Source organism: Streptomyces sp. NPDC006314 (assembly GCF_040613075.1).
GTDB lineage: Bacteria > Actinomycetota > Actinomycetes > Streptomycetales > Streptomycetaceae > Streptomyces.
Genome location: NZ_JBEXRL010000002.1, coordinates 317658 through 341353, shown reverse-complemented (window position 1 = coordinate 341353; position 23696 = coordinate 317658). Strand labels below are relative to the sequence as shown.

At 72.2% G+C, this 23696-nt stretch carries 24 protein-coding genes and 1 other RNA gene; 9 read left to right on the top strand and 16 right to left on the bottom strand.

Annotated features, from left to right (window positions below; genetic code table 11):
- Positions 1-168: 168 nt before the first annotated feature.
- The 4 genes from ABZ079_RS04680 to ABZ079_RS04665 all read right to left on the bottom strand — a co-directional run bounded on the left by ABZ079_RS04680 (position 169) and on the right by ABZ079_RS04665 (position 3468).
- Complete coding sequence (locus ABZ079_RS04680; protein ID WP_356938123.1) at positions 169-999, bottom strand: methyltransferase domain-containing protein; 831 nt, start codon at positions 997-999, stop codon at positions 169-171.
- 289 nt (positions 1000-1288) lie between these two features.
- The gene (tgmB, locus tag ABZ079_RS04675) at positions 1289-2254 is read right to left on the bottom strand and encodes an ATP-grasp ribosomal peptide maturase (protein WP_356937932.1); all 966 of its coding nucleotides are present in this window, start codon (positions 2252-2254) and stop codon (positions 1289-1291) included.
- Entirely contained in the window at positions 2254-2520 is a 267-nt protein-coding gene (tgmA, locus tag ABZ079_RS04670) for a putative ATP-grasp-modified RiPP (protein ID WP_356937931.1), read from the bottom strand. The genes tgmB and tgmA overlap by 1 nt, the downstream gene beginning before the upstream one ends.
- A gap of 519 nt (positions 2521-3039) precedes the next feature.
- Entirely contained in the window at positions 3040-3468 is a 429-nt protein-coding gene (locus ABZ079_RS04665; RefSeq protein ID WP_356937930.1) for an ATP-binding protein, read from the bottom strand.
- Positions 3469-3703: 235 nt separating this feature from the next.
- On the opposite strand from ABZ079_RS04665, the gene ABZ079_RS04660 reads away from it, so the two are divergent.
- A complete protein-coding gene (locus ABZ079_RS04660; protein ID WP_356937929.1) occupies positions 3704-4969 on the top strand; it encodes a tetratricopeptide repeat protein in 1266 nt (421 codons plus the stop codon).
- On the top strand, positions 4966-5487 hold the full coding sequence (locus tag ABZ079_RS04655) for an NUDIX hydrolase (RefSeq protein WP_356937928.1): 522 nt from the start codon (positions 4966-4968) through the stop codon (positions 5485-5487). The genes ABZ079_RS04660 and ABZ079_RS04655 overlap by 4 nt, the downstream gene beginning before the upstream one ends.
- A gap of 275 nt (positions 5488-5762) precedes the next feature.
- Here ABZ079_RS04655 and rnpB read toward each other — a convergent pair.
- Positions 5763-6167, bottom strand: an RNA gene (rnpB, locus tag ABZ079_RS04650) — RNase P RNA component class A.
- Between the two features lie 157 nt (positions 6168-6324).
- Complete coding sequence (locus tag ABZ079_RS04645) at positions 6325-7758, bottom strand: RNB domain-containing ribonuclease (RefSeq protein WP_356937927.1); 1434 nt, start codon at positions 7756-7758, stop codon at positions 6325-6327.
- Positions 7759-7832: 74 nt separating this feature from the next.
- On the opposite strand from ABZ079_RS04645, the gene yaaA reads away from it, so the two are divergent.
- Together yaaA and eda are read left to right on the top strand one after the other, a co-directional pair.
- Positions 7833-8627 (top strand): peroxide stress protein YaaA, encoded by a 795-nt coding sequence (gene yaaA, locus ABZ079_RS04640; RefSeq protein ID WP_356937926.1) that lies wholly within the window; start codon positions 7833-7835, stop codon positions 8625-8627.
- Between the two features lie 82 nt (positions 8628-8709).
- Entirely contained in the window at positions 8710-9372 is a 663-nt protein-coding gene (gene eda, locus ABZ079_RS04635) for a bifunctional 4-hydroxy-2-oxoglutarate aldolase/2-dehydro-3-deoxy-phosphogluconate aldolase (RefSeq protein ID WP_356937925.1), read from the top strand.
- Here the strand turns inward: eda and ABZ079_RS04630 are convergent.
- Genes ABZ079_RS04630 through ABZ079_RS04620 form a run of 3 tightly spaced genes read right to left on the bottom strand, consistent with a single transcriptional unit; the run spans position 9344 to position 12313 of the window.
- Positions 9344-10714 carry a bifunctional RNase H/acid phosphatase gene (locus ABZ079_RS04630; RefSeq protein WP_356937924.1) on the bottom strand — a complete coding sequence of 457 codons (1371 nt, stop codon included), beginning with the start codon at positions 10712-10714 and terminating at the stop codon, positions 9344-9346. The two genes, eda and ABZ079_RS04630, sit on opposite strands and share 29 nt — an antisense overlap.
- A 19-nt stretch (positions 10715-10733) precedes the next feature.
- A complete protein-coding gene (locus ABZ079_RS04625; protein WP_356938122.1) occupies positions 10734-11477 on the bottom strand; it encodes a C4-type zinc ribbon domain-containing protein in 744 nt (247 codons plus the stop codon).
- Positions 11474-12313, bottom strand: a complete 840-nt coding sequence (locus ABZ079_RS04620) for a Nif3-like dinuclear metal center hexameric protein (protein ID WP_356937923.1) — start codon at positions 12311-12313, stop codon at positions 11474-11476. The genes ABZ079_RS04625 and ABZ079_RS04620 overlap by 4 nt, the downstream gene beginning before the upstream one ends.
- A gap of 221 nt (positions 12314-12534) precedes the next feature.
- Between ABZ079_RS04620 and ABZ079_RS04615 the strand changes: the two genes are divergently transcribed.
- Both ABZ079_RS04615 and ABZ079_RS04610 read left to right on the top strand, forming a co-directional pair.
- Positions 12535-13797: a hypothetical protein gene (locus ABZ079_RS04615; RefSeq protein ID WP_356937922.1), complete on the top strand. Its 1263-nt coding sequence runs from the start codon at positions 12535-12537 to the stop codon at positions 13795-13797.
- Between the two features lie 96 nt (positions 13798-13893).
- The gene (locus ABZ079_RS04610; protein WP_356937921.1) at positions 13894-14061 is read left to right on the top strand and encodes a hypothetical protein; all 168 of its coding nucleotides are present in this window, start codon (positions 13894-13896) and stop codon (positions 14059-14061) included.
- Positions 14062-14103: 42 nt separating this feature from the next.
- On the opposite strand, the gene ABZ079_RS04605 is transcribed toward ABZ079_RS04610, so the two are convergent.
- Genes ABZ079_RS04605 through ABZ079_RS04595 form a run of 3 tightly spaced genes read right to left on the bottom strand, consistent with a single transcriptional unit; the run spans position 14104 to position 17023 of the window.
- A complete protein-coding gene (locus ABZ079_RS04605) occupies positions 14104-15042 on the bottom strand; it encodes a 3-oxoacyl-ACP reductase (protein WP_356937920.1) in 939 nt (312 codons plus the stop codon).
- 11 nt (positions 15043-15053) lie between these two features.
- Positions 15054-16130 (bottom strand): Zn-dependent alcohol dehydrogenase, encoded by a 1077-nt coding sequence (locus ABZ079_RS04600; RefSeq protein WP_356937919.1) that lies wholly within the window; start codon positions 16128-16130, stop codon positions 15054-15056.
- 29 nt (positions 16131-16159) lie between these two features.
- Positions 16160-17023, bottom strand: coding sequence for a MaoC/PaaZ C-terminal domain-containing protein (locus ABZ079_RS04595; RefSeq protein WP_356937918.1), 864 nt, complete (start codon positions 17021-17023; stop codon positions 16160-16162).
- Positions 17024-17381: 358 nt separating this feature from the next.
- On the opposite strand from ABZ079_RS04595, the gene ABZ079_RS04590 reads away from it, so the two are divergent.
- Together ABZ079_RS04590 and ABZ079_RS04585 are read left to right on the top strand one after the other, a co-directional pair.
- Complete coding sequence (locus ABZ079_RS04590; RefSeq protein ID WP_356937917.1) at positions 17382-18638, top strand: sensor histidine kinase; 1257 nt, start codon at positions 17382-17384, stop codon at positions 18636-18638.
- Between the two features lie 134 nt (positions 18639-18772).
- On the top strand, positions 18773-19306 hold the full coding sequence (locus ABZ079_RS04585) for a putative immunity protein (RefSeq protein WP_356937916.1): 534 nt from the start codon (positions 18773-18775) through the stop codon (positions 19304-19306).
- An 18-nt stretch (positions 19307-19324) separates the two neighbouring features.
- On the opposite strand, the gene ABZ079_RS04580 is transcribed toward ABZ079_RS04585, so the two are convergent.
- Complete coding sequence (locus tag ABZ079_RS04580; RefSeq protein WP_356937915.1) at positions 19325-20209, bottom strand: alpha/beta hydrolase; 885 nt, start codon at positions 20207-20209, stop codon at positions 19325-19327.
- A 123-nt stretch (positions 20210-20332) separates the two neighbouring features.
- Here ABZ079_RS04580 and ABZ079_RS04575 point away from each other — a divergent pair, with 123 nt between their 5' ends.
- Positions 20333-20974, top strand: a complete 642-nt coding sequence (locus ABZ079_RS04575) for a response regulator transcription factor (protein WP_356937914.1) — start codon at positions 20333-20335, stop codon at positions 20972-20974.
- A gap of 21 nt (positions 20975-20995) precedes the next feature.
- On the opposite strand, the gene ABZ079_RS04570 is transcribed toward ABZ079_RS04575, so the two are convergent.
- From ABZ079_RS04570 to ABZ079_RS04560, 3 genes are all read right to left on the bottom strand, one after another.
- Positions 20996-21844, bottom strand: a complete 849-nt coding sequence (locus ABZ079_RS04570; RefSeq protein ID WP_356937913.1) for a hypothetical protein — start codon at positions 21842-21844, stop codon at positions 20996-20998.
- On the bottom strand, positions 21844-22383 hold the full coding sequence (locus ABZ079_RS04565; RefSeq protein ID WP_356937912.1) for a SigE family RNA polymerase sigma factor: 540 nt from the start codon (positions 22381-22383) through the stop codon (positions 21844-21846). The genes ABZ079_RS04570 and ABZ079_RS04565 overlap by 1 nt, the downstream gene beginning before the upstream one ends.
- 121 nt (positions 22384-22504) lie before the next feature.
- Positions 22505-23692 (bottom strand): beta-ketoacyl synthase N-terminal-like domain-containing protein, encoded by a 1188-nt coding sequence (locus ABZ079_RS04560; protein ID WP_356937911.1) that lies wholly within the window; start codon positions 23690-23692, stop codon positions 22505-22507.
- Between the last annotated feature and the right edge of the window lie 4 nt (positions 23693-23696).

The following is a 23696-nucleotide window of genomic DNA, read 5'->3' as shown; positions in this document are numbered from 1 at the left end:
GCTATCACCTGCGCAAACAGGAACGTAGCACGCTTCCGTGGCTACCTTGATGGCTACGTAACGAGTCGCCTCAGCCCCGGAGCCGTCCGTACGGCGGCATCGTCGTTCCCGGAGTTCCGAACTGCGCCCGCCCCCAGCCCGGTGACGGGCGCTCTTGTGATCGGTAGGTCAGACCGGCAGGTTCCAGGAGCGGCCGTCGGGTGTGCCGAGCCACACGCGTTGGGTGCCGTCCGGGTCCACGGTCAGGCCGAGGTCGGAGTGTGGGGGTGAGCCCGCGTCCTGCCAGACAGTGAGAGCGTCTTCCACCTGATCCCAGAGGCGAAGAGGGCCGTGCTGGTGCACGGCCCAGCCACCTCCGGCCGGTTCGGTCCACGCCTGTGACCCGGTGGCGACGTCCACGAGGATCACGCCCGTGCCGGTGGTCATGAGTTCGGCGGACGGTGCGGCGAGCTGAGCGAGGAACTGGCCGGTCCAGTCGTCCAGGAGCGCGGGGTTCACGCGGGTGGCGCGGGTGTGGCCGGGATGCAGGTGGAAGGTGGGCCGGGGCGGGCGTTCGTGGGGGCGGGCGAGCATGTAGCCGATCTCGTCGGTGTGGAAGCGGCCCGTGGCGGTGCCGTCGTCGTGGACGGTGAGGCGGACGAGTCCGGAGGCGAGCATCCATCCGCTGATGGTGGTGGTGATGGTTCCGCCGGCGCGTACCTGGTAGAGCCAGGCCGGGGGGATGTGGCGGACGGCGCAGGTGGCCACGATGTGGTCGTATGCGGCGTCGTCCTTGTGTCCGGCGAGGCCGTCGCCGGTGATCAGGGTGGGGTGATACCCCGCGGCGTGGATGTGGTCGGCCGCCGCGGCGGCCAAGCCCGGATCGTACTCGATGGAGTACACGTTCTTGGCGTCGAGGCGGCTGCACAGGATGGCGGTGGAATAGCCGGTGCCGGTGCCGATCTCCAGCACCTTCTGACCCTCGCTGATCCCGGCGACGTCGAGCATGCGCAAGACCAGGGAGGGCAGCGTACTGGACGAGGTGGGGCGGCCGGTGACGGGTCCCGTGGCGTCGGCGGCGGCGGTGCCTCAACCTGGGTGACCCAGGTGGTGTCCTGGTAGACGAGCCCCAGCCACTTTCCGGGATCGGTCCGGTCGCGGTGCACTGGGGTCCACTGGCGGCCGTCGAACTGGAACAGGCCGTTACCGAGGAAGGGTTCGCGGGGCACCGCTTCGAGGGCTGTGCGCCATGCCGGGTCGTCCACAGGGACAGCGGCGGCGAGTTGGTGGCGCAGGTCTGCGGGGTCGGTCATGCGGGGGCTCCGTGCTGTAGGCGGTCGGCGATGGCGCGCGTGAGGGGAGCGGTGATGTGGTCGGGGAACCAGGCCCATTGACCGTTGGGGTTGCACTCATACCAGTGCCAGACGCCCTCACGGTCCAGACCGAAGTCGAAAGCGCCGAAGGTGAGTCCGAAAGCATCGAGGTAGGCGTGCACGCCTTTGAGGATGGCCGGGGGGACGGGCACGGGAGTGTAGGTGAGCCGGTCGTAATGGCGGCGCCAGTCCACGCCAGGTGAGCCGTCGATGCGGACGGCGGTGAGGTAGTCGCCGACGGCGGTGAGGCGGATGTCAGCGGACTTGCTGACGCGCTGCTGAAACAGGTGCGCAGTGTGGCGTAAGTGGTGGTCGATCTGGCTCGGGGTGACGTCCTCGATCCACACGGTCAGCGCGCGGCCGGTGTCGTCGGTGTACCCGGTTTCCCTGAGCGGCTTGTAGATGACCGGCCCATGTTCGGCGGCGAAGCTACGGACGCGGTCGGGGTCGTTGCTGATGAGCGTGGGTGGCACGGTGAAGCCGCAGGCGGCAGCCGTGGCCAGTTGCGCCGGCTTGTACTCGGCGTCCCTGTTGCGCCATGGGTGGTTCAGGTAGCGCGCGCCGGGGAGAGCGGCGAGTATGCCGCCGAGCCCGTAGCGGGCTTCTTCGACGGCCCATCGGCCGGTCTGCTCGTCCATGGCGAGGTCGGCGGTGTAGGGGGTGGGCCGCCGCCAGTACACCGAGCGGACGTTCCCCAGGTCAACGCTCCTGGTTGCGGTGACGAGAGTGCCGCCAGTCCCGATGCTGTCGAAGGTGCCGGCCAGGGTCACCTCGCGGGGGAAGTCGCCGGGGTCCAGGCGGACCACTGGCACGCGACGCCGGTTCAGTTCGGTGATCACTTCATCCGCAGTTGCGTCATCCAGGCGCGTGACGACGAGGACGGGCGGCCCACCCACAGCCATCAGTCAGAGTCCCCGTTCTGGTCGCTCCCCTGGTCCGGGGTGCCGTCCAGGCTGGTCTTCGTGCTCGTCTCCTGCGACGTCTCCGACCGCTTGTGTTTGGCCTCCACCGTCAGCGGTGCGCCGTCGGGGCCGACCCACGCGGGCACCTGCATGTGCGGGTCGAGGACGGGCCGGGCGGCTGGGAAGACGGCCGCAACCGGGTAGGGCCGCATGCGTCCGAGCCCCCAGGGCTTGACCTGGTCCAGTGACGTCAAGGGCTGCTGCATGAGTCTCCTCGTCTCTCGGGTGATCCAACAGTGGCAGTCGCCGCCCGGGGCTTCCGGACGGCGAGAGGAGCTCGGCCGGAGCAGTCGTGTGAACAAGCGTTGCGCCCCGGCCGGGGGTAGTCGGGCCACCCGCCCCTGGGGATTGGGCAGGCGGCCGTTGCGGTCCCCCTCGGATGTGAGGGACCATCCCGCGCGCTGCCGACGGTCGACGGATGGATGCGCGCGGGGGTGGTGCGTCCCGGTGGCCGGGGGGCGTGGCGGCCGGTCGTCCGGTCCCGGGACTGGTTCAGGGGTTGTGGCGCCGCGCACACCGGCAGGGGTGGCTGTGGGGGCGGTCTGGTGCGGCGAGAGCCGCCGCGTGCGGCTCCTTGTCGGGAACGGAGTACGCAGCCGAGGCAGACTCCGTGCGGACCTCGTTGGAGACCATGCACACCACCAGCCCGAGCCCGACGGCGACGGCTCCCAGGAGCCCGGTACCAGCAGTCACCCCGTCGGCTTCCAGCATGCGACGGCGGCCGGTCACTGGTCGCCGACCTTGATCGCGATCTCAGCCCAGACGCGCTTGCCCCAGGGAAGGAGATCGGTTCCCCAGCGGTCGGAGAGGGCCTCGACCAGGAGGAGGCCACGGCCGCCGATGGCGTCCGGTCCAACGATGTGCAGCTCGGGCATGCGGCGGGACTTGTCGACCACGGCGACGCGAAGCCTGTCACGGCGCGGCTGCTCGGCGATCACCCGGACGCTGTGAGAGTGACCGTGGCGGACTGCGTTGGTGACGATTTCGGAGATCAGGAGCGCGCCGGTCTCTGCGGCGTCCTGGTCCATGCCCCACTCCGCGCACGCCTCGCGGACTATCTGACGCGCCACCGCAACGGCGGCGGCCTCGCTCGCGAGGGTGGCGCTCTGGCGCGGGTATCGCCCTGGTCTCACTCGCTCGTTGGTCACAGTCATCGTCACGCCTTGGTCTGGGCGGCTGGGGGGAAAGCCCCGCCCGTGTACCTCGGGGAAGAAGCCTGCGGGCGGGGCGGCGCCGAGGTGCGTTCACGGGTGCGCTTCCCGGCGGCTGACAGTCAGTCAACGCGTAGAGAAGGGGATGGGGAGACTCCAGAAGGTGACTCCAACACGGAGTCAGGTCAGCGGCGTTGGCCTTAGCATCGGTTCCATTCGCTACTCGGGGGAGTTGCAGATGTACCGTCTGTCACCGGACCCGCGTGAGGTCGTCGCCGGTCTGCTCGGGGATGAACGCCTGCTCCATGCGTGCGCCGAGCGGGACATGGGCACGGTGTTCCGGATGCTCAATGCGCGCGGTGTCAGTACACGGCGCATTGCTGCCGCCGTCGACATCACTCAAGGGCGGCTGTACGACTACATGAATGGCAAGAGCCGGGTGGAGAAGCTGACCCTGTTCGAGCAAATCGCCGACGCCTTCCACATCCCCGGCCATCTGCTGGGGCTGGCTCGGCGCTCGTGGGAGCCCGCGCCGGCGGCCGCCGAGCACGAGCAAGCGGACCGGCCGCCGCCGGACGGTGACGACCTGGTGGCGATGGATCATTTCCGCAGCGCTGACCGGCAGACCGGCGGCGGCCGGTTGTACGGGGCTGTCGTCCGGCACCTGTCGGACCGGGTGGCGCCCCGGCTGGTCGACATCGGCAGCGGTCCGCAGGTGTTCGCCGCCGCAGCCGCGCTGACCGAGATGGCGGGCTGGATGGCTCACGACTCCGGTCATGATGACCGCGCGGCCCAGCACTTTACCCGCGCTCTCCCCCTGGCCCGCACCTCTGGCGACCTCCCGTTGGCCGCGCACGTCGCTGCGAGCAGCAGCCATCTCGCCCTTGAGACCGGGGATGCGGCCGGGGCTGTCGGTTGGGCGCGGACCGGGCTCGACCTGGCCGCGGAGGGGCCTCGGATTCCCGCGCTGACGGCGCGGCTGCACACCATGCAGGCGCGTGCGCTGGCGGTCGCGTCTCAGCGCGCCGCGGCCGCCCACGCGCTGGAGGCCGCGCACCGTGACCTGGGGGCGTCGCCCGCTGCTGATCACCCGTGGCTGAGCCCGTTCGACACCGCCGCGCTGGCCAGCGAGTCAGCTCTGATCCTGCGTGACCTCGAGCAGTACGACGAGGCGCTGTCGCACGCCGAACAGGCTGTTGCGCTGCGCGAGACGGGGCGGGCGCGGTCCCTGGCCCTCAGCCGGATCTGCCTGGTGGACATCCACGTGCGCCGGGGTGACCTGGAGGCCGCGGTGAGCGTCGGCCACGACCTGCTCAGTACGAGCCCGACTCTCGGTTCGGTCCGGGTGGTGCGGCAGCTTGACGGGCTACGGCGGCTGCTGGAGCCGCACCGGGGCTACCGGCCGGTCCGGGAGTACCTGGCGCGGTTCGATGATGCACGCCGCGCCAGAATGCTCCTGCTGGCTGATCTGATCCCGCCGTCCCCGGGAGGCACCACCGCATGAGGCCCACAGCACCCGATCCCTCCGACACCGACGCGTGGAATGCGTACCTCGCGGAGGGCAACGCCAAGCAGGCCCGCAAGCGCGTGGCGGCCGATGTGCTGCTGCGGGACCCGTCCGGCCGTGTGCTCCTGGTGAACCCCACCTACAAACCGGGATGGGACCTGCCCGGCGGCATGGCGGAGGCCAACGAGCCGCCGGAGGAGACGGTATGCCGTGAGCTGATGGAGGAACTCGGCGTACGCGTCACGTTGCTCGGGCTGCTGGTGGTGGACTGGGTGGCCCCGCACGGCCCCTGGGATGATCAGCTCGCGTTCATCTTCGACGGCGGCACCCTGGAAGAGGACCAGGCCGACCAGCTACGGCCACGAGACGACGAGCTGTCCGAAGCCGCCTTCGTCACGGCCGCCGAAGCCGCCGGTCGCCTCCGGGACCGCATCCGGCGCCGGTTCGAGCACGCCTGGAAGGCACTGGACACGGGACGACCGCTGTACCTCCGCGACGGCGCATCCGTCATGTGATCAACAGTGCCCCACCCGTCATGCGGACAGAGCGGGTTGTCCACAGAGCCGGAGGTCGACGACGACGCGGGCGCCAGCGGGCCGCTGAGGGCTCCTCCGCGCGGCACGTGCGTGTCGCCCAGTTCTGGCCCCCCCGAGGCATGGCTGCCTTCAGGCTGCCTACGTAGCCGCGTGGTCCCGTTCGAACCGGTGTGGACCGGAGTCCAGCGAGGCCCGCCCATGCGCGAAAAAAGAGCCTCTGACCTGCGTTCTTACTGGTCAGAAGCCCTGGGTGGCAGACGAGTCGGGCTGTACGCCGGGTTCTGTTCCCCGGTGTCCTCGCGGGCGCCGGGGCGACGGCCATCCATCTAGGACCGACGTTGCCGTCGGCCTCGTGCGGTCTACCCGCGGACTCGGGCGGGCAGCCCTCGATCGTCCGCGCAGAGCGCTTTTCACGGCGCTCCTTTTGACCTTGCTCCGGGTGGGGTTTACCTAGCTGCCCAGGTCACCCTGGGCACTGGTGGTCTCTTACACCACCGTTTCACCCTTACCGAGGACCGAGATCCCCGGCGGTCTGCTTTCTGTGGCACTGTCCCGCGGGTCACCCCGGGTGGCCGTTAGCCACCACCCTGCCCTGTGGAGCCCGGACGTTCCTCGGGAAGCCCCCGAAGGGAACTCCACGCGGCCGTCCGCCCGGCTCGTCTGCCGTGTCGACCATGGTACCGGGCGGGTGCCGCGCCGTGGACCGGCGGCGGGCGCCGGCACCGAACCGGCCAGGACGGTTCCGCTTCCCCACCACGGCGGGTCTGCGTTTGGTGCCGCTGCACGCCGACGACGCAGGCACGCTCGCCAAGGCCCTCAGGCCGCGGTGAAGAGGATCTTCGCCGTCCCCGGGTCGGCCCGGGTGAGCCGTACCCGCAGGCGTTCGCCGAGCGGCAGCCGCTCGCCCTCTACGGGGCCGATGACCGCCGGGGACTCCACCTGTACGGTCCCCACGGTCGGCCGGTGCTCGTCGACGTCCACCACACAGCCGTCGAAGACGTCCCCGACCCGGTCCTTCAGCAGGGCGGCCTCGACGATGTCGACGCACCCCCGCTCGATCATGCCCGCGCGCCGGGAGCCCTCGGCCATCTGACGGGGCAGCGCGTCGAGGGCGGCGACCACCCAGTCGGGCGGGGCCTGGCCGGCGACGGCCGCGAGACAGATCTCGGAGGCGTACCGGTCGGCCAGGCGGCGCAGCGGCGCGGTGCAGTGGGCGTAGGGGGCGGCGACGGCGGCGTGTGTGGTGATCGCGGGCAGTACGCCGTCACGGAAGGGGGTGTAGCGGGCTCCGCGCAGGAGTGTCGTGCATTCCTGGAGGAAGGCCGCGTGGCGCGGGGCGTGCGGGTCGAGGCCGCGGATCAGGGCCGCGTAGGACACATGGTGCGGCCAGTCGATGCGCAGGGCGGTCGCGGTGCGGCGAAGCCGGGCGACGGCGCCGTCCGGGGCGGCCGGGAGGGTGCGCAGGACGCCGGTGCCGTGGGCGAGCATCAGATCGGCGGCGGCCATGCCGGTGAGCAGGGAGAGCTGGGCGTTCCAGCCGTCGGCGGGCAGCGGGGCGCGATAGCTCAGCTCGTAGGTGTGGTCGTGCTCGGTGATCTCCTGCTCGGGGACGCCGAGGGAGATGCCGCCGCGCTCGGCCTCCAGCCGCTCGCGTGCCTCGCCGATCTCTTTGAGCAGCGCGACGGGTTCCTCGGCCGTCCCGGCGTCGATGTCCTTCTGCACACCCGCGTAGTCGAGCTTGGCACGGCTGCGCACCAGGGCCCGGCGCACGTCGACGGCGGCGGTCCGGCCGTCCGCGTCCAGGTCGATCGTCCACAGCACGGCCGGCCGGGTCCGGCCCGGCAGCAGGCTCGCGGCGCCCTCGCTGAGCACGGTGGGGTGCAGCGGCACCTTCCCGTCCGGGAAGTAGAGGGTGTTCACCCGCCGGTGCGCCTCCGCGTCCAGCGCGCCACCGGGGGCGACGAAGGCGGCGACGTCGGCGATGGCGTACCGGACCCGGTAGCCGGTGCCCCGCCGGGACAGATGGGTCGCCTGGTCGAGGTCGGTGGAGGTGGGTGGGTCCAGGGTGAAGAAGGGGAGGTCCGTGGCGTCGTACGAGGGCAGCGTGGGCGCCTTCGCCGCACGCTCCGCCTCCTCCCGGACCTCCGGCGGGAAGCCGTCGGGGATGCCGAGTGCGCTGCGCAGGGTGGCGAGCGCGGCCCGGAGGGGGGCCTCGGGGGCGCCGGTCAGACGGATCTTGCGGCGGGGCATACAGCGAGCGTAGGCCGAGGCCGGGCCGGGGGCACGCCGTACCCTGTCGCGGAGGTCTACGTGAGGAGTACGTGTTGCTGGTCCTGCTGCCGCCCTCGGAAGGCAAGGCGAACTCGGGCGGGGGCGCCCCGCTGGCGCTGGAGTCGCTGTCGCTGCCGGGGCTCACCGCCGCGCGGGAGGCCGTGCTCACCGAGCTGGTCGAGCTGTGCGCGGGGGACCCCGGCCAGAACGAGAAGGCGGCGCGCGAGGTGCTCGGGCTGAGCGAGGGGCTGCGCGGCGAGGTCGCGAAGAACGCGGGGCTGCCGACGGCCGGCGCCCGCCCGGCCGGGGAGATCTACACCGGTGTCCTCTACGACGCCCTCGGCCTGGCCACGCTGGACGCGGCGGCGAAACGGCGCGCGGCGGACTCGCTGCTGGTCTTCTCGGGGCTGTGGGGTGCGGTGCGGGTGACGGACCGGATCCCCTCCTACCGCTGCTCGATGAGTGTGAAGCTGCCGGGACTCGGCGCGCTGGCCGGGCACTGGCGGGCGCCGATGGCCGAGGTTGTGCCCGAGGCGGCCGGGGACGGCCTGGTGCTGGATCTGCGCTCCTCCGCGTACGCGGCGGCCTGGAGGCCCAAGGGCGAGGTCGCGGGGCGGACGGCGACCGTACGGGTACTGCACGCTCCCACCAGGAAGGTCGTCAGCCACTTCAACAAGGCGACCAAGGGGCGGATGGTACGGAGCCTGCTGTCGGCCGGGACCGCGCCGGAGGGTCCCGCCGAGCTGGTGGAGGTGCTGCGGGAGCTGGGATACGTCGTGGAGGCGGAGGCTCCGGGCAAGGCGGGCAAGGCGTGGTCGCTGGACGTGCTGGTGGAGGAGATTCACTGAGGTCGCGACGGGCACACACCCTTGCATTGCAGCATACGCAACACTCATTGCATATAACGCACTCCGTGGGCACGATGAGGTCATGACCTCGCCGCCGGCCCCCTCCCCCGCTGCCTCCGTGCTGGAACTCGCGCCCGTCGTGCCCGTGGTGGTGCTCTCCGACGCCGACGACGCCGTACCACTGGCACGGGCGCTCGTGGCGGGCGGGCTGCCCGCGATCGAGGTGACACTGCGGACCCCGTCGGCGCTGGAGGCGATCCGCGCGATCGCCGGTGAGGTGCCGGAGGCGGTGGTAGGGGCGGGGACGGTGATCGCGCCGGAACAGGTGGGCGGGTGCGTGGCGGCCGGGGCGCGGTTCCTGGTCAGCCCGGGGTGGACCGCCGCGCTGCTGGAGGCGATGCACGGGTCCGGGGTGCCGTTCCTGCCCGGCGTGTCGACCACCTCGGAGGTCGTCGCGCTGCTGGAGCACGGGGTGCGGGAGATGAAGTTCTTCCCGGCGCAGGCGGCGGGCGGCACGGCCTATCTGGAGTCCCTGGCCGGTCCGCTGCCGCAGGCCCGCTTCTGCCCCACGGGCGGGATCGGCCCGGCGACCGCTCCCGAGTATCTGGCTCTGCCCAACGTCGGCTGTGTGGGCGGCAGTTGGATGGTCCCGGCGGACGCGGTGGCCGCCGGGGACTGGGCCCGGATCGAGGAGCTGGCGCGGGCCGCCGCCGGGCTCAGGGACGCAGGTGGGACGTGTCGTTGAACAGCCGGACGCTCGCGTTGCCGTCCGCGTAGTACGCCACCACCGACAGGGAGGCCGCCGAAAGCTCCATGCGGAACAGGGACTTGGGCGGAGCGCCCAGCGCGAGCCGCACGAAGGTCTTGATCGGGGTGACGTGGGTGACCAGGAGGACCGTGCGCCCCGCGTAGGCCGCGGCCAGCTTGTCCCGGGTCGCGGCGATCCGGGTGGCCGTCTCGGCGAAACTCTCGCCGCCGCCGGTGGGGTGGGCCTCCGGGTCGGCGAGCCAGGCGTTCAGGTCCTCCGGGTGGCGCTCGCGGACCTCGGCGAAGGTCAGGCCCTCCCAGGCACCGAAGTCCGTCTCGCGCAGGCCGTCGTCGATCACCACGTCCAGGCCGAGGCGGGCGGCGACGATGCCGGCGGTCTGCCGGGTACGGGCGAGCGGGGAGGCGACGACGGCCTGGATCGTGCCGCGCTTCGCCAGCGCCTCCGCGACTCGCCGGGCCTGTTCGCGGCCGACGTCGGAGAGGGAGGGGTCGGTGCCGCCGCTGCCGGAGAAGCGCTTCTGGGGGGTGAGAGCGGTTTCGCCGTGCCGGAGGAGCACGAAGGTGGCGGGGGCCCCGAGGTCGGGGGCGGCGCTCCAGCCCGGCGTCGAGAGGCGCGGCTCGTCGGGGGTGGACAGGGATGCCCCACGGGAGCTGGAAGGGTGCCCCTCACCGGGGGTGCCGGGGCGCTGCTCGCCGAGAGGTGCCGCCTTCTGCGGAACGGGCGCCGCCTCGGCGGCACGACTGCCCGCAGCCGCGTCGGCTGCGGCTGGAACGGCGGCTCGGCCCTCCGCCAGTGCCGCCCGGGCCTTCGCCGCGCCCGCCGCCGCGTCGCCGGGTGGGCCCGACGGCTCGGGGACGGCCGGCGGGGTGTCCAGGGCGGCCCGGGACTGGGCCGGGGACCACTGTTCGCCCTTCGCGCCCGCGTCCATCGCCTCGTTGGCCAGGCGGTCGGCGTGTTTGTTGCGCTCGCGCGGGATCCACTCGTAGGTGACCTGGCCGGGCGGGAAGACGGCCCTCGCCTCGGTGGCCAGCGGCTTCATGTCGGGATGCTTGATCTTCCAGCGGCCCGACATCTGCTCGACGACCAGCTTGGAGTCCATCCGGACGTGGACCGTCGCGGTCGCGTCCAGGGCGTGCGCGGCGCGCAGGCCGGCGACGAGGCCGCGGTACTCGGCCACGTTGTTCGTGGCGATGCCGATGTACTCGGCCGCCTCCGCCAGGGTCTCCCCCGTCGCCCCGTCGCTCACCACGGCGCCGTAGCCGGCCGGCCCCGGGTTGCCCCGCGAGCCGCCGTCGGCCTCGACGATGAACTCCCTCACCCCTGAAGCCCCCTGCCTCTTACAGGCCCGACTCTGCCGTACGCACCAGGATGCGGCGGCAGTTCTCGCAGCGGATCACCGTGTCCGGGGCCGCCGCGCGGATCTCGTTCAGCTCGGTGATGGCCAGCTCCTGGCGGCAGCCCTGGCAGGTGCGGGCGTACAGCTTGGCCGCGCCGACGCCGCCCTGCTGCTCGCGCAGCTTTTCGTAGAGCTTGAGCAGGTCCGCGGGGACGGAGCCGGCGATGACCTCGCGCTCCTTGGTCACCGAGGCGGCCTCGCCGTCGATCCGCTCGAGCGCGGCGTCCCGGCGGCCGGTCGCGTCGTCGATCCTCGTCTGGACGGAGCCGACCCGCTCGGTCAGCTCGGTCACCCGCTCCTGCGCGGCCTCGCGGCGCTCCATGACCTCCAGGACCACGTCCTCCAGGTCGCCCTGGCGCTTGGCGAGGGAGACGATCTCGTGCTGGAGGTTGGACAGGTCCTTCGGCGAGGTGACCGCGCCGGAGTCCAGGCGCTGCTGGTCGCGGGTGGCACGCTGGCGCACCTGGTCCACGTCCTGCTCGGCCTTGGTCTGCTCGCGGGCGCAGTCGCTCTCCTCGGTCTGCGCGGCCACCAGCAGGTCGCGCAGCTGCGTGAGGTCCTTGTTCAGCGACTCGATCTCGGCGTGCTCCGGCAGGGACCTTCGCTTGTGCGCGAGCTGCTGCAGACGGACGTCGAGGGCCTGGACGTCGAGGAGTCGGATCTGGTCGGCGGGCGCGGCGTTCAGTTGGGGGCTCCAAGGGAAGGGGAATGGCTGGTCCATGGGTCGGTGACCGTCTTCGAGACGTGGACGCGCAGGTCCCAGCCGTGGCGGTCGGAGATCTCGTCGAGCTGGGCTGCGGCCAGCTCGCACCAGGGCCACTCGGTGGCCCAGTGCGCCGCGTCGAGCAGCGCGAGGGGACTGTGGGCGACGGCCTCGCTCGCCGGGTGGTGGCGCAGGTCGGCGGTGAGGAAGGCGTCGACACCGGCCGCGCGGACCTGGTCGAAGAGGCTGTCGCCGGAGCCGCCGCTGACGGCGATCGTGTGGACGACGGCCTCGGGGTCGCCGGCCACCCGGATGCCCTGCGCGGTGGCGGGCAGCCGCTCGGCGACGCGGGCGGCCAGCTCGCGCACGGTGAGTGGGTGGTCCAGTTCGCAGACACGGCCCAGGCCGCGGCGGCCCTCGGGGTCGGTGGGGTCCGGCACGAGGGGGCGTACGACGCGGAGGTCGAGGGCGCCGGCGAGGGCGTCCGAGACACCCGGGTCGGCGGTGTCGGCGTTGGTGTGGGCGACGTGCAGGGCGATGTCGTTCTTGATCAGCGTGTGCACGACCCGGCCCTTGAAATGCGTCGCCGCGACCGTGGTCGTCCCGCGCAGATAGAGCGGATGGTGGGTGACCAGCAGGTCGGCGCCGAGCCGCACCGCCTCGTCGACGATCTCCCGCACGGGGTCGACGGCGAACAGGACCCGGGTGACCTCCTGGCCGGGGTCTCCCACCACCGTGCCGACCGCGTCCCAGGACTCGGCCCGCTCGGCGGGCCACAGGTTCTCCAGCGCGGCGATGACTTCAGACAGACGGGGCACGGGGAAAGGCTACCTGGCTGTTCGACAGGGCCGTACCGCATGCGCCTTCCCCCGGCTCCCGGCGGCGCTCGGGCGGGGGGACTCCATGGCCACGCTCAGCACACACGCCCGGTTTCCTCAGAGGAATCGCTTCTGCGCCACCCGTACGTGTGAAGCGGACGAAGGCCGGTTCCACGCCCGTGCATGCGAAAACTAGCTTCGTCACCGGAGGTGACCGAATCATGACGGCCTGTGCGATCGAACCCCCGTCGGCGGGTGAGTCCGACGGTGTGCCGACGGCGGGGTGCACCCTCACGGCGGACGGCGCGTACGCCGCCCGGCTCACGCTGAACGGCGAGTCCTGGTTCCCCGAGCGCTGGACGCTGGACGGCCCGGAACCGTACGCGGTGCCGCTGCCCGGCAACCAGCCGGAGGAGCCCGGCACCGAGGTGCAGCCCATGGGCGACGGCCGGGTGCTGATCCACCGGCTGGTGGAGCGGCGGCACGTCTTCGCGCTGCTCTACCCGACCGGTCCCGCCACCGGCGAGCTGCCGCTGGGCGCGGTGGAATGCCCCGAGCCCGGCGCCCGGCTCACCTTGCTGCCGCCGGCACCGGGGGGCGCCCGGGCGTACGCCCTCGCCGTCGGCCCGCGTTCCAGCACGGTGTGGCTGGTGGCGGGCGGGGCCTTCGGGCCGGAGCGGCTCGCCGAGGTGCCGGGGCGTTGCGCGGGCGGGGTCTGGCTGGACGGTACCGGCCGGATGCTGGCGCTGGACCGGGAGCTGGGCGGGCACACCAAGACCGTCGTGGTGGACCTGGAGCGCGGCGAGATCTCACCCCTGCTGCAGATCGCGGAGGGCAGCGAGGACCGGCTGCTGCTCGCCGACCCGGACAGCGGGCTGCTGCTGATCTCCTCCGACGCGCCCTCTCCGGGGCAGGAACGATTGGGCTGGGGGGTGCTCGGCAGCATGCTGCCGGTGCGCTTCCCGGACTGCCTGCGCGTGCCGGAGTGCGTGGTCACGCCGTTCGCGATCCAGCCGGGGCAGGTGCTGGTGCCGGAGAGCTGCGCGGTGGCGCTGCGCATCGACGGCGCGTTCGGCACCTGGGTGGGCATCTGGCGGCCGGCCGAGCGGCAGCTGACGCATGTCCCGGCGCCCGGTGGGTGGTTGGCGGGGACCGGGCTGTGGACGCGGGGCGGGGTGCTGCGGCTGCCGTACGCCACGCAGGACACTCCGTGCGGCGTGGCGGAGCTGACGGTGCCCCGGGGGGAAACGGGGGGCGGGCAGGCGACAGGGGGCAAGGGGACCGCGGCCGGTACCGGGTGTCCGGCGGACGTGGATGCGGCGGGATCAGGGGACGTCGGTCCGGAGGGACCGGTCCGGGACGGCACGTCCGCCGGGACCCCCGAAGCGTCCCGGGAGGCGACGGAACCGGACCCTTCGGAACCCGTGCCGGCCCGTCCGGTACCGCTGCAACAGGCGCCCCTGGGGCGTCTTGTAACGAAGTAGTGCCGGTTGGCGTGTGCTCCTGGATTCGGCCCGTGGACTGCCGGTTAGACTCGCCCGGCTGTACGAAAGATCATGTTGACGGGGTGAATTCTTCCGATGAGCGACACCAGCACGATGGAGCAGCTGTCTGCCGACTCGCAGAAGGTTGCCGGCCACGGCCGGCACCGGGGTCCGGTCGCGGCTCAGGAGAGCGAGACGCCTCCCCACGGCCGGCACCGCAAGCCGGCCGAGGAGTCGGCCGAGGCGGTTGCCTGGCGGTCGTAGCGGAAGAGGGGGCGCCCGATGGGCGCCCCCTCTTCGTGTGTCTCAGCCCCGCCTGAGCCCCAGCACCTCCGCCGCCGCGAAGCTCTCCCCCGGTGGCCGGTCCGTGTAGTGCGGGGTGAGCAGCGCGTCGAGTTCGTCGTACGTGAACGTCTCCTGCTTGCTGTCGAACCTCACCCGCACCCGCGGCCGTTCCACGACGGCGACCATGCCGCCGTGGACGACGAGCAACTGGCCGTTGACCCGGGCGGCGGCAGGTGAGGCCAGGTAGCCGACGAGCGGGGCCACATGCTCGGGGGCGAGCGGGTCGAGGCCCTCCTCCGGTCGCTGGAGATCCGCGAAGACGTCCTCGGTCATCCGGGTCCGGGCGCGCGGGCAGATCGCGTTGGCCGTGACGCCGTACTTGGCGAGGGCGAGGGCGGTGGAGGTGGTGAGGCCGACGATTCCGCCTTTCGCCGCCGCGTAGTTGGGCTGCCCGGCGGAACCGGCGAGGAACGCCTCCGAGGAGGTGTTCACGATCCGCCCGTACACCGGCCCCCCGGCCGCCTTCGACCGCTCCCGCCAGTGCGCGGCGGCGAAGTGGATGGTGTTGAAGTGGCCCTTGAGGTGGACGCGGATCACCGAGTCCCACTCGTCCTCGGTCATGGAGAAGACCATGCGGTCGCGCAGGATGCCCGCGTTGTTGACGAGGATGTCGAGCGTGCCGAACGCGCCGATCGCCGACTCGACCAGTTCCCGCGCCTGCTGGAAGTCGGCGACGTCCCCGGTGTGCGCGGCGGCCCGGCCGCCTCGGTCACGGATCTCGGCGGCGACCTGCTCGGCGGGTCCCGCCGAGGCGTCGCCGGTGCCGTCGCGGCCGGGCTGTCCGTAGTCGTTGACGACGACGGCCGCGCCGAGCCGGGCGAGTTCCAGGGCCTCGGCCCGGCCCAGCCCGCGCCCGGCGCCGGTGACGATCGCCGACAGTCCCTCGAGTGGCAGTGACATGCGCCGCGTCCTCAGATCTCGATGCACGTACGCAGGGCGGTCCCGGTACGCATCTGGTCCAGTGCCTCGTTGATCTCCGCCAGGTGCACCCGGTGGGTGATCAGGCCCGCCAGGTCAAGGCGGCCGGCCCGCCACAGGGCGATGGTGCGCTCGTAGGAGCGCAGCACGTCCCCGCCGCCGTACAGGGACGGCAGGATGCGCTTCTCGTCGAAGAACAGCTCGAACATGTTGAGCTGGAGGAAGTCGTCCATGGCGCCCGCGCCGACCACGACTAGGGTGCCGCCGCGCCGGGTGTTCTCGTAGGCGGTGCGGGCGGTGGTGGACCTGCCGACGACCTCGAAGACGTAGTCGAAACCCTCACCGCCGGTGACCCGCTGCCTGGCGTCGGGCAGCTCGTCCGGCGCAACGGCCCTGGTGGCACCGAACTTGAGGGCGGATTCCCGGCGTGAGGCGACCGGGTCGACGGCGACGATCTCGGCGGCGCCCTTCAGCCGCGCACCCTGGACGGCGCAGATGCCGACGCCTCCGCAGCCGATGACGGCGACCGACGAACCGGCCGCCACGTCCGCGGTGTTGAGGGCGGCGCCGAGCCCGGTGGTCACCCCGCAGCCGATCAGCGCGGCGATGTCGAAGGGCACGTCGTCCGGGATGGGGACGGCGCAGCCGGCGTCCACGACGACCTCCTCGGCGAAGGTGCCGGTGCCCGCGAAGCCGAACACGTCCCCCCCGGAGCGCCGGAAGTTCGGGGTGCCCGCGTTCATGAACCCGGCCAGGCACAGCTCGGTCTGGCCGCGCCTGCACGCGGGACAGGCGCCGCAGGCGGGCAGCCAGCAGATCACCACCCGGTCGCCCGGCTTCAGGTGCCGCACGCCCTCCCCGACGTGGAGAATCTCACCCGCACCCTCGTGGCCGGGGACGAACGGCGCGGGTTGCGGCAGCACCCCGTTCATCGCGGACAGGTCCGAGTGGCACAGGCCGGTGGCCCGGACCCGGACCCGTACCTTGCCGGGCCCGAAGCCCACCGCCTCGACGTCGTCGAGGATCTCCAGCTTTTCCTGGCCGATCTCGTGCAGTACGGCTGCGCGCATGGTGCGGCTCCCCTCTGGCGGTGGGCTGCTCAGGAGTGTTCGACGATGGTGTCGGCGAGGACCGGCGCGTCGTCCCGCTCCACCGCGCCCACCGCGACCCGCACCCGGCCCGCCCCGCCTTCGCGCCACATCCGGACGCGCAGGGTTTCGCCCGGGTGGACGACCCCCGCGAAGCGCGTGGTGTAGGAGCGGACCCGGGTCACATCGCCGCCGAGCAGCGTGTCGACGACCGCCTTGAGGGTGATGCCGTAGGTGCACAGCCCGTGCAGGATCGGCCGGTCGAAACCCGCGAGCTTGGCGAACTCCGGGTCGGCGTGCAAGGGGTTGTAGTCGCCGGAGAGACGGTAGAGGAGGGCCTGGTCCTCGCGGATCGGCCGGTCGACGGTCCGGTCGGGCTCGCCGGTGGGCGGATCCAGCCGAGTGGAGGGGCCGCGGTCACCGCCCCAGCCGCCCTCGCCGCGTACGAAGATCTGGGCGTCGTTGGTCCACAACGGGCCGCCGGCGTCGGCGACTTCGGTGCGCATGACGAGGACGGCGGCGGTGCCCTTGTCGTGGACGGCGGCGATGCGGCCGGTGGCGGTGGCGGTGCCCGCCGCGGGGATCGGACGGTGGATCGTCAGGCTCTGGCCCCCGTGCAGGACCTTGGTCAGGTCGACATCGACGCCGGGCATGGACAGCCCGCTGATCACTCCGGGTGAGCCGGCGCCCGCGACGGTGGCGAAGCTCGGCAGGACGTGCAGCCGGGACTCCAGGGTGTAGCGCAGCTCGTCCGGATCGGTGGCGGGGATTCCGGCGCCGATACCGAGGTGGTAGAGCTGCACGTCCTTGGGGGTCCAGCTGATCTCGCCGGAGCGGGGCTCGGCGGCGAGGGCCAAGGCTGCGTCGATGGGCATGAGGCTCCTGACGTGGCGGCAGGGGAGGTCTTCCGGATCGCCGAAGACCCCGGCACGGCCGTCCGCACCGTCGGCCGCACCGAGGTCGCTACGGGCCGACCTAGAACACGTTCCAGTCCGGCGCCCCCCTGTATAGCCCAGCGTTCCGCACTTGTGAAGGCTCCTGACGCTACGTCAGCCGACCGGGCGGTGAGCTGTGACATGTGTACCGCGCGGCTCCGTACAAGTGCATCTGCCGGAGCCGGGGTGCGGTTGCGTACCGTCCGATTCGTACGCTGTGCTGCCGCACCGCCGTGGTGCGCGGACCATCCGACCGGGGGACACAGAGATGACATGGTGGCGGAGACTGCGGTGCCAGATGGCGGCCTGGCGGACGGAACGGCTGCTGTGGCGGGCGGAGCACGAACGCTTCAAGGCCGCGCGACGGGCCGTCCGGAAGAACGGCGGGGCTCCGCGCGTCGACCATCCGGGACCGCCGCCCACCGGCTTCACCCTGCTGCCCTGGCTGCTGATGGGCCTCGGGTCCTTTTCCAACCTGCTCCAGGGCAGGACCCCCAGCCCCTGGATCGGCGGCCTGGGTCTGCTGGCCTTCAACTCCCTCTACATCCATGTCACCTTCCGCTCCTTCGACCGGGACAAGCGCGAGTCGGTGTCCACGCGGGTGGCGCTCGGCCTGATGGGGCTGCTCACCACGGGCCTGGCCCTCGGCTACGGCGGCAGCTGGCTGCTCTTCTTCCCGCTGCTGGGTCTCGCCACGGGCGCCACTCTGCGCGGCCCGCGGCTGGGCCGCATCGGTCTGCTGCTGTCGGTGTACGCGGGCGTCGTCTCCGGTGTGCGGGGCGGCTGGGGAGACGCGACGAACATCGGCTACGCCACCTTCCTCTCCAGCATGGTGACCGCCGCGATCCTCAGCCTGTCCGAGGCGGTACGGGAACTGCGCGCCGCTCGCGAGGAACTGGCCCGGCGGGCGGTGGAGAAGGAGCGGCTGCGCTTCTCCCGGGATCTGCACGACCTGCTCGGGCACACCCTGTCGGTGATCGTGGTGAAGTCGGAGGCGGCCCGGCGGCTGGCCCCGCGCGACATGGACGCGGCGCTGGCGCAGATCACCGACATCGAGTCGGTGGGCCGGCAGGCACTCACCGAGATCCGCGAGGCGGTGACCGGCTACCGCGAGGGCAGTCTGGCCACCGAACTGACCCGGGCCCGGTCGGCGCTGTCCGCGGCGAGCGTGGAGCCGGTGGTCCGCCAGACCGGGACACCGCTCGCCCCGCAGGCCGAGATGCTGCTCGGCTGGGTGGTGCGCGAGGCGGTCACCAACGTGGTCCGGCACAGCGATGCCGGCCGCTGCGAGATCACCGTCGAGGGCGCCGCCGAGCGGGTCCGGCTCACGGTCACCGACAACGGGACCGGCAAGGCCGTCAGCCGGCCCCGGGAGGGCATCGGCGGCACGGGTCTGACGGGGCTGACCGAGCGCCTCGCGGCGGCGGGCGGCTCCCTGACGGCCGGCCCGTCGCCACGCGGCGGTTTCACGGTCACCGCGGAGCTCCCGGCGGATCCTGAGGAGTTGACGGCAGCCGCGGCTACAGCGGTGGCTGCGGCGCCCGGGGTGAGCTGACCGCCCGGCTGACGTGGTCCGTCCAAGAGGCGCTGCCGGCGCGGGCCTTGGAGCCGCCGGGTGCCCCGGACAGGGGGAAGGCCGACCTCCGGGGACGGCATCCGACGCGGGGCGGCTTGCGGCAGGATGGAGCCGTGCCAACCGAATCGGACCAGATCGAGCTGAACGAACACGAGCTTCGTGAGATCGCGGGCTACGCGGCTGATTGTGCGCGCAGGGTGCTGTCGATCTTCGAACAGACCCTCCCTGCCGACACACGCCCTCGCGACGCCATCGATGCCGCATGCGTTTTCGCCGGGGGCGGCCGGCGCGACGGGGCTCTGCGGCAGAGCGCGTGGGCGGCGTACAAAGCGGCACAGGAAGCCGCTTCGCCCGCCGCGGCCGACGCGGCGCGAGCGGCGAGCCATGCGGCCGCCGCCGCGTACCTTCATCCCCTGGCAAGCGCTCACCAGGTGAAACACATTCTCGGTGCGGCGGCGCACGCGGCACGGGCGGAAGAGCTGACATCCGATGAGGACCAGCCCGTCGCCGCGGGGACCCTTGAATGGGCGCTCCATCACGCGCCGCCGGCGGTCACCGCGGTGCTCGGCCGGCTCCCCACCGCCCCTCCCGGCGGCGGACGCGTGGGGGAGCTCATCCGTCATCTCGACACCGCACTCCGCGTCTGAGGGCTCCACCTCAGCGCGTCAGCCGCCGTGCGCGGCCGCCGCGGTGTGGGCCAGGAGGGCGTCGGCGAGCGGGGTGTGCACCTCGCGCGGAAGGGCGTGGCCCATGCCGGGGATGTCGACGACGCGTGCGCCGCGGATGGCCTGGGCGAGGTGATGGGCGTGGGGCGGTGGGACGACGGGTTCGGCGGGGGCCGAGATGACGAGGGTGGGCACGCTCGTCCGGGCGAGCCGCTCGGTGCGCTCCATGCCGGAGGTGTCGGCCCGGGCGTGTGCGGTGCTGGTGGCGTAGTGCCCGGTGTGCTCGATGATCTTCGTTTCGAGGGCGCGGGCGTACTCGGCGTCGAAGGGAAGCTGGTCGCCGCTCAACGCCCGCCAGTGTTCGACCCGCCGCTCCAACTCGGCGTCCGGTCCCCGGTCCACCACGGGACGGGCCCACATGTCCAGCAGCCGCGGTGCGACCCCGGGGAGGTCTTCGGGCGCGGTCCGGGTTCCGTCGGGGTGCACGTAGGAGACGGTACTCAGGGCGCTGGTGCCGATGAGGGTGGCGCTGAGCACTCGGTCCGCATGGTCTGCGATGAGCAGCTGAGCGAGCATGCCCCCTAAGGACATGCCGACGATGTGGGCACGCTCTATCCCGAGGCGGTCCAGCACCGTGACGGCGTCCTGTGCCAGTTCGGTGAGCGGATAGGGCTGCTGGTCGAACGACCAGGTGGAGCGGCCGGTGTCACGGTGGTCGTAGCGGATGACGCGGTGGCGGGTTGCGAGCCTGTCCACCAGTTCGTCCGGCCAGCCCAGGCCCGATGCCTGAGCACCCATGATCATCAACAGCGGTGGCAGGTCGGCGGCGCCACGGTCCTCCACCCACAGACGCACGCCGGGCGCTGCATCCACGAACCTTTCCACGTCGGGCTCCTCTCCTCGATGAACAAGACGAGACGTATCGTATCGCCACACCGGGAGGCGCGCGCAAGTGCCTTGAGTCCTCGGCCCGGCGGTGGGTTCGCGCGTCGGCCGTAATCTGAGCGCATGAACGAATCGCCCCGGGAGCGCCGGCCCGCCAAGTCCATCCGGGTTCTGCTCGCGGAGGATCAGGGCATGATGCGCGGCGCGCTCGCCCTGCTGCTCGGCATGGAGGAGGACATCGAGGTCGTGGCTCAGCTGTCCTCGGGCGACGCCATCGTGGACGCCGTACTCACCCACCGTCCGGACGTGGCCCTGCTGGACATCGAGCTGCCGGGCACCAGCGGGCTGGACGCGGCGGCCGAGCTGCGGGAGCAGGCGCCCGACTGCCGGGTGCTGATCCTCACCACCTTCGGCCGGCCCGGTTATCTGCGCCGGGCCATGGAGGCCGGGTCGGCCGGGTTCCTCGTCAAGGACGGGCCGGTGGAGGAGCTGGCCACGGCGATCCGGCGCGTACTCGCCGGAGAGACCGTGGTCGATCCGGCGCTGGCCGCCGCCGCGCTCAGCGCCGGGCCGAATCCGCTGACGGCTCGCGAGTGCGAGGTGCTGAAGGCGTCGGTGGACGGGGCGACCGTCGCCGACATCGCCGGGCGGCTCCACCTGTCCGAGTCGACCGTGCGCAACTACCTGTCCTCGGCGATCGGCAAGACGGGTACCCGGAACCGGGCGGAGGCGGTACGGGAGGCCCGGCAGCAGGGGTGGCTGTGACCAGGGCGCTTCCGTTCCGGGTCATCCGGTCACCTTCGCCGACTTGTACGTCGTGCCGTCCGGCGCCACGCAGACGAACCAGTTCGCGCCGGGGTAGCCGTGGACCGGCCGGATCACCCCGTCCTCGGGGCGCAGCGCGGAGTTCCCGGGTTCCGGCACGGCCACGGTGGTGCGGCCGTCCTTCCAGGTGCAGGTGACCTCCTTGGCGGTCTTGGCGACGAGCCCTATCACGAGGCGGCCGGCACTTTCGGGTTGGTCCCCCAGCCGGGTCGCACGGGCCTCCAGGTCCGCGCCCGACAGGCGCTGAGGCTTGCCGACGGTGTTGACCAGCTCCGGAATCCCGATGGAGCCGCCGTAGCTGTGCATGGCGAAGTACGAGGTCCTGCCGATCAGATCGGCGGGTCCCCCCACATCCACGGCGCCCCACGCAGTCGGCTTCACGGGCTCGACGCCCCACGCGGTCATCGCCTCCAACTGCCGTTCGGCCTCGACCTCGTCACGCGGCGCATCCCAGACCTGAAGACTGACGGCCCACTCCCTGCCCCGATAGGTGCCCCAGCCCATGCGGGTGACCTGCGGCGCGTACACATGCCGTGCGTCCGGAGCAACCGGCCCGTCGGCCACGCCGGCCCCCCGGTCCCCGCGGCCGTCCCCCGGCAACCCCGTCACCGCCAGCGTCGACCCCATCGACCCCGCCACCACCAGCGCCGTCGCCGCGGTCACCGCCCAGCGGCGCGCCCTGCGCCGCCGGCCGCCGCGGATGACCGCCTGGACCGGGGCTATGCCGACCTCGACCTCGTCCGCGGCCTCCGCGAGGAGGAAGGTGATGTCCGTCTGTGTCATGTCGTGGTTCTCCCGGTCCGCGCTCATCACTTCCGCCCTCCGTGCGTCACCGTCTCGGCCAGTCCCGGTATGGCCCGGAGTTTCGCGATCCCCTTGGCGGCGTTGCTCTTCACCGTGCCGACCGAGCAGCCCATCGCCTCCGCCGCCTGGGTCTCCGTCAGGTCCTCCCAGTAGCGCAGGACCACCGCCTCCCGCTGCCGCACGGGCAGTTGGGCGAGCGCCTTGAGCAGGGCGCTGCGGTCGTCGGCCTGCGCGATCCGGTCCCCCGTGTCGGCCACCTCGTGCACCAGGCCCGAGTCGTCCTTCGGAGCCAGGAACTCCTTCAGCCTTCTCCGGTGTTTGCGGGCATGCGCGTTGATCATCACGCGCCGTACATACGCCTCCGGGTCGTCGGCGCCACCGACCCTGCGCCAGGCCACGTAGACCTGTTCGAGCGTCGACTGGACCAGGTCCTCGGCGGCGTGCTGTTCCCCCGTGAGGAGAAATGCCGTACGCATCAGCCGCGGCCAGCGGCCGACCATGAAGCTCTGGAACTCCTCGCTCCGAGCCTTCTTCCCGTCCCCCATGGGCACCTCCTTGATGTCAGAAGGAGTCCCTGAGCCGCCCGGACCGTTGCCTCGCTCGGAGAATTCGGAGACCCTCTGTCTCAGCCAAGCGCTTCGGCGGCAGCCGCGCCCGGCCCATGGCCTACACCGCCCGCAGCACCGTCACCACCGCCGCGCCGCCCAGCCCGATGTTGTGCGCGAGTGCGACCCGTGCGCCGGGTACCTGCCGCTCGCCCGCCTCGCCGCGCAGCTGCCACACCAGCTCGGCGGTCTGCGCGAGGCCGGTGGCGCCCAGCGGATGGCCCTTGGAGATGAGCCCGCCGGACGGGTTCACCACCCAGCGGCCGCCGTACGTCGTCGCCCCGGACTCCACGAGCCTGCCGGACTCACCGGCCGCGCACATGCCGAGCGCCTCATAGGTCAGCAGTTCGTTGACGGAGAAGCAGTCGTGCAGCTCGATCACGTGCACGTCCTCGATGCCGAGCCCGGCACGTTCGCAGGCCTGCCGGGCAGCGGCGCGGGACATGGGCTGCCCGACGACGTCGATGCAGGAGCCGGACGCGAAGGACTCCTCGGTGTCCGTGGTCATGGCCTGCCCGGCGATCTCGACCAGACCGGTCAGGGAGCGCTCCCGCGCGAACCGTTGCGAGACCACCACGGCCGCCGCCGCGCCGTCCGAGGTCGGCGAGCACTGGAGCTTGGTGAGCGGCCGGTGCACCATGCGGGCGGCGAGGACGTCGGCCACCTCGTACACGTCCCGGAACTGGGCGCGGGGGTTGTGCGCGGAGTGCCGGTGGTTCTTGGCGGCGACCGCGGCGAGCTGCGCCTCCGTCGTGCCGTACTTCTCCATGTGTTCGCGGGCCGCGTCGCCGAAGATCTGCGCGGTGGGCGGGGCCGCCTCGAAGCCGTGGCGGGCGGCCATGACGCCGTAGTGCCGGGCGACCGGGGACGTGGAGAAGTCACCTCCCGGTGCGCCGGAGCCGAGCGCCCCCTTCTTCATCTTCTCGAACCCCAGCGCCAGGACGCAGTCGCAGACCCCGCCCTCGACGAGCTGGCGGGCGAGCATGAGCGTGGTGGCGCCGGTCGCGCAGTTGTTGTTGACGTTGTAGACGGGGATGCCGGTGAGGCCGAGTTCGTAGGCGGCGCGCTGGCCGGCGGTCGACGGCTGGAAGCAGTAGCCGACGGAAACCTGTTCCACATCGGTGTAGACGACTCCGGCGTCCGCGAGTGCCGCACCGCCCGCCTCCCGGACCATGTCCCAGTACTGCCATTCGCGGGCCTCGGGCTTCTCGAAGCGGGTCATCCCGATCCCGGCGACATAGGCCTTCATGGCG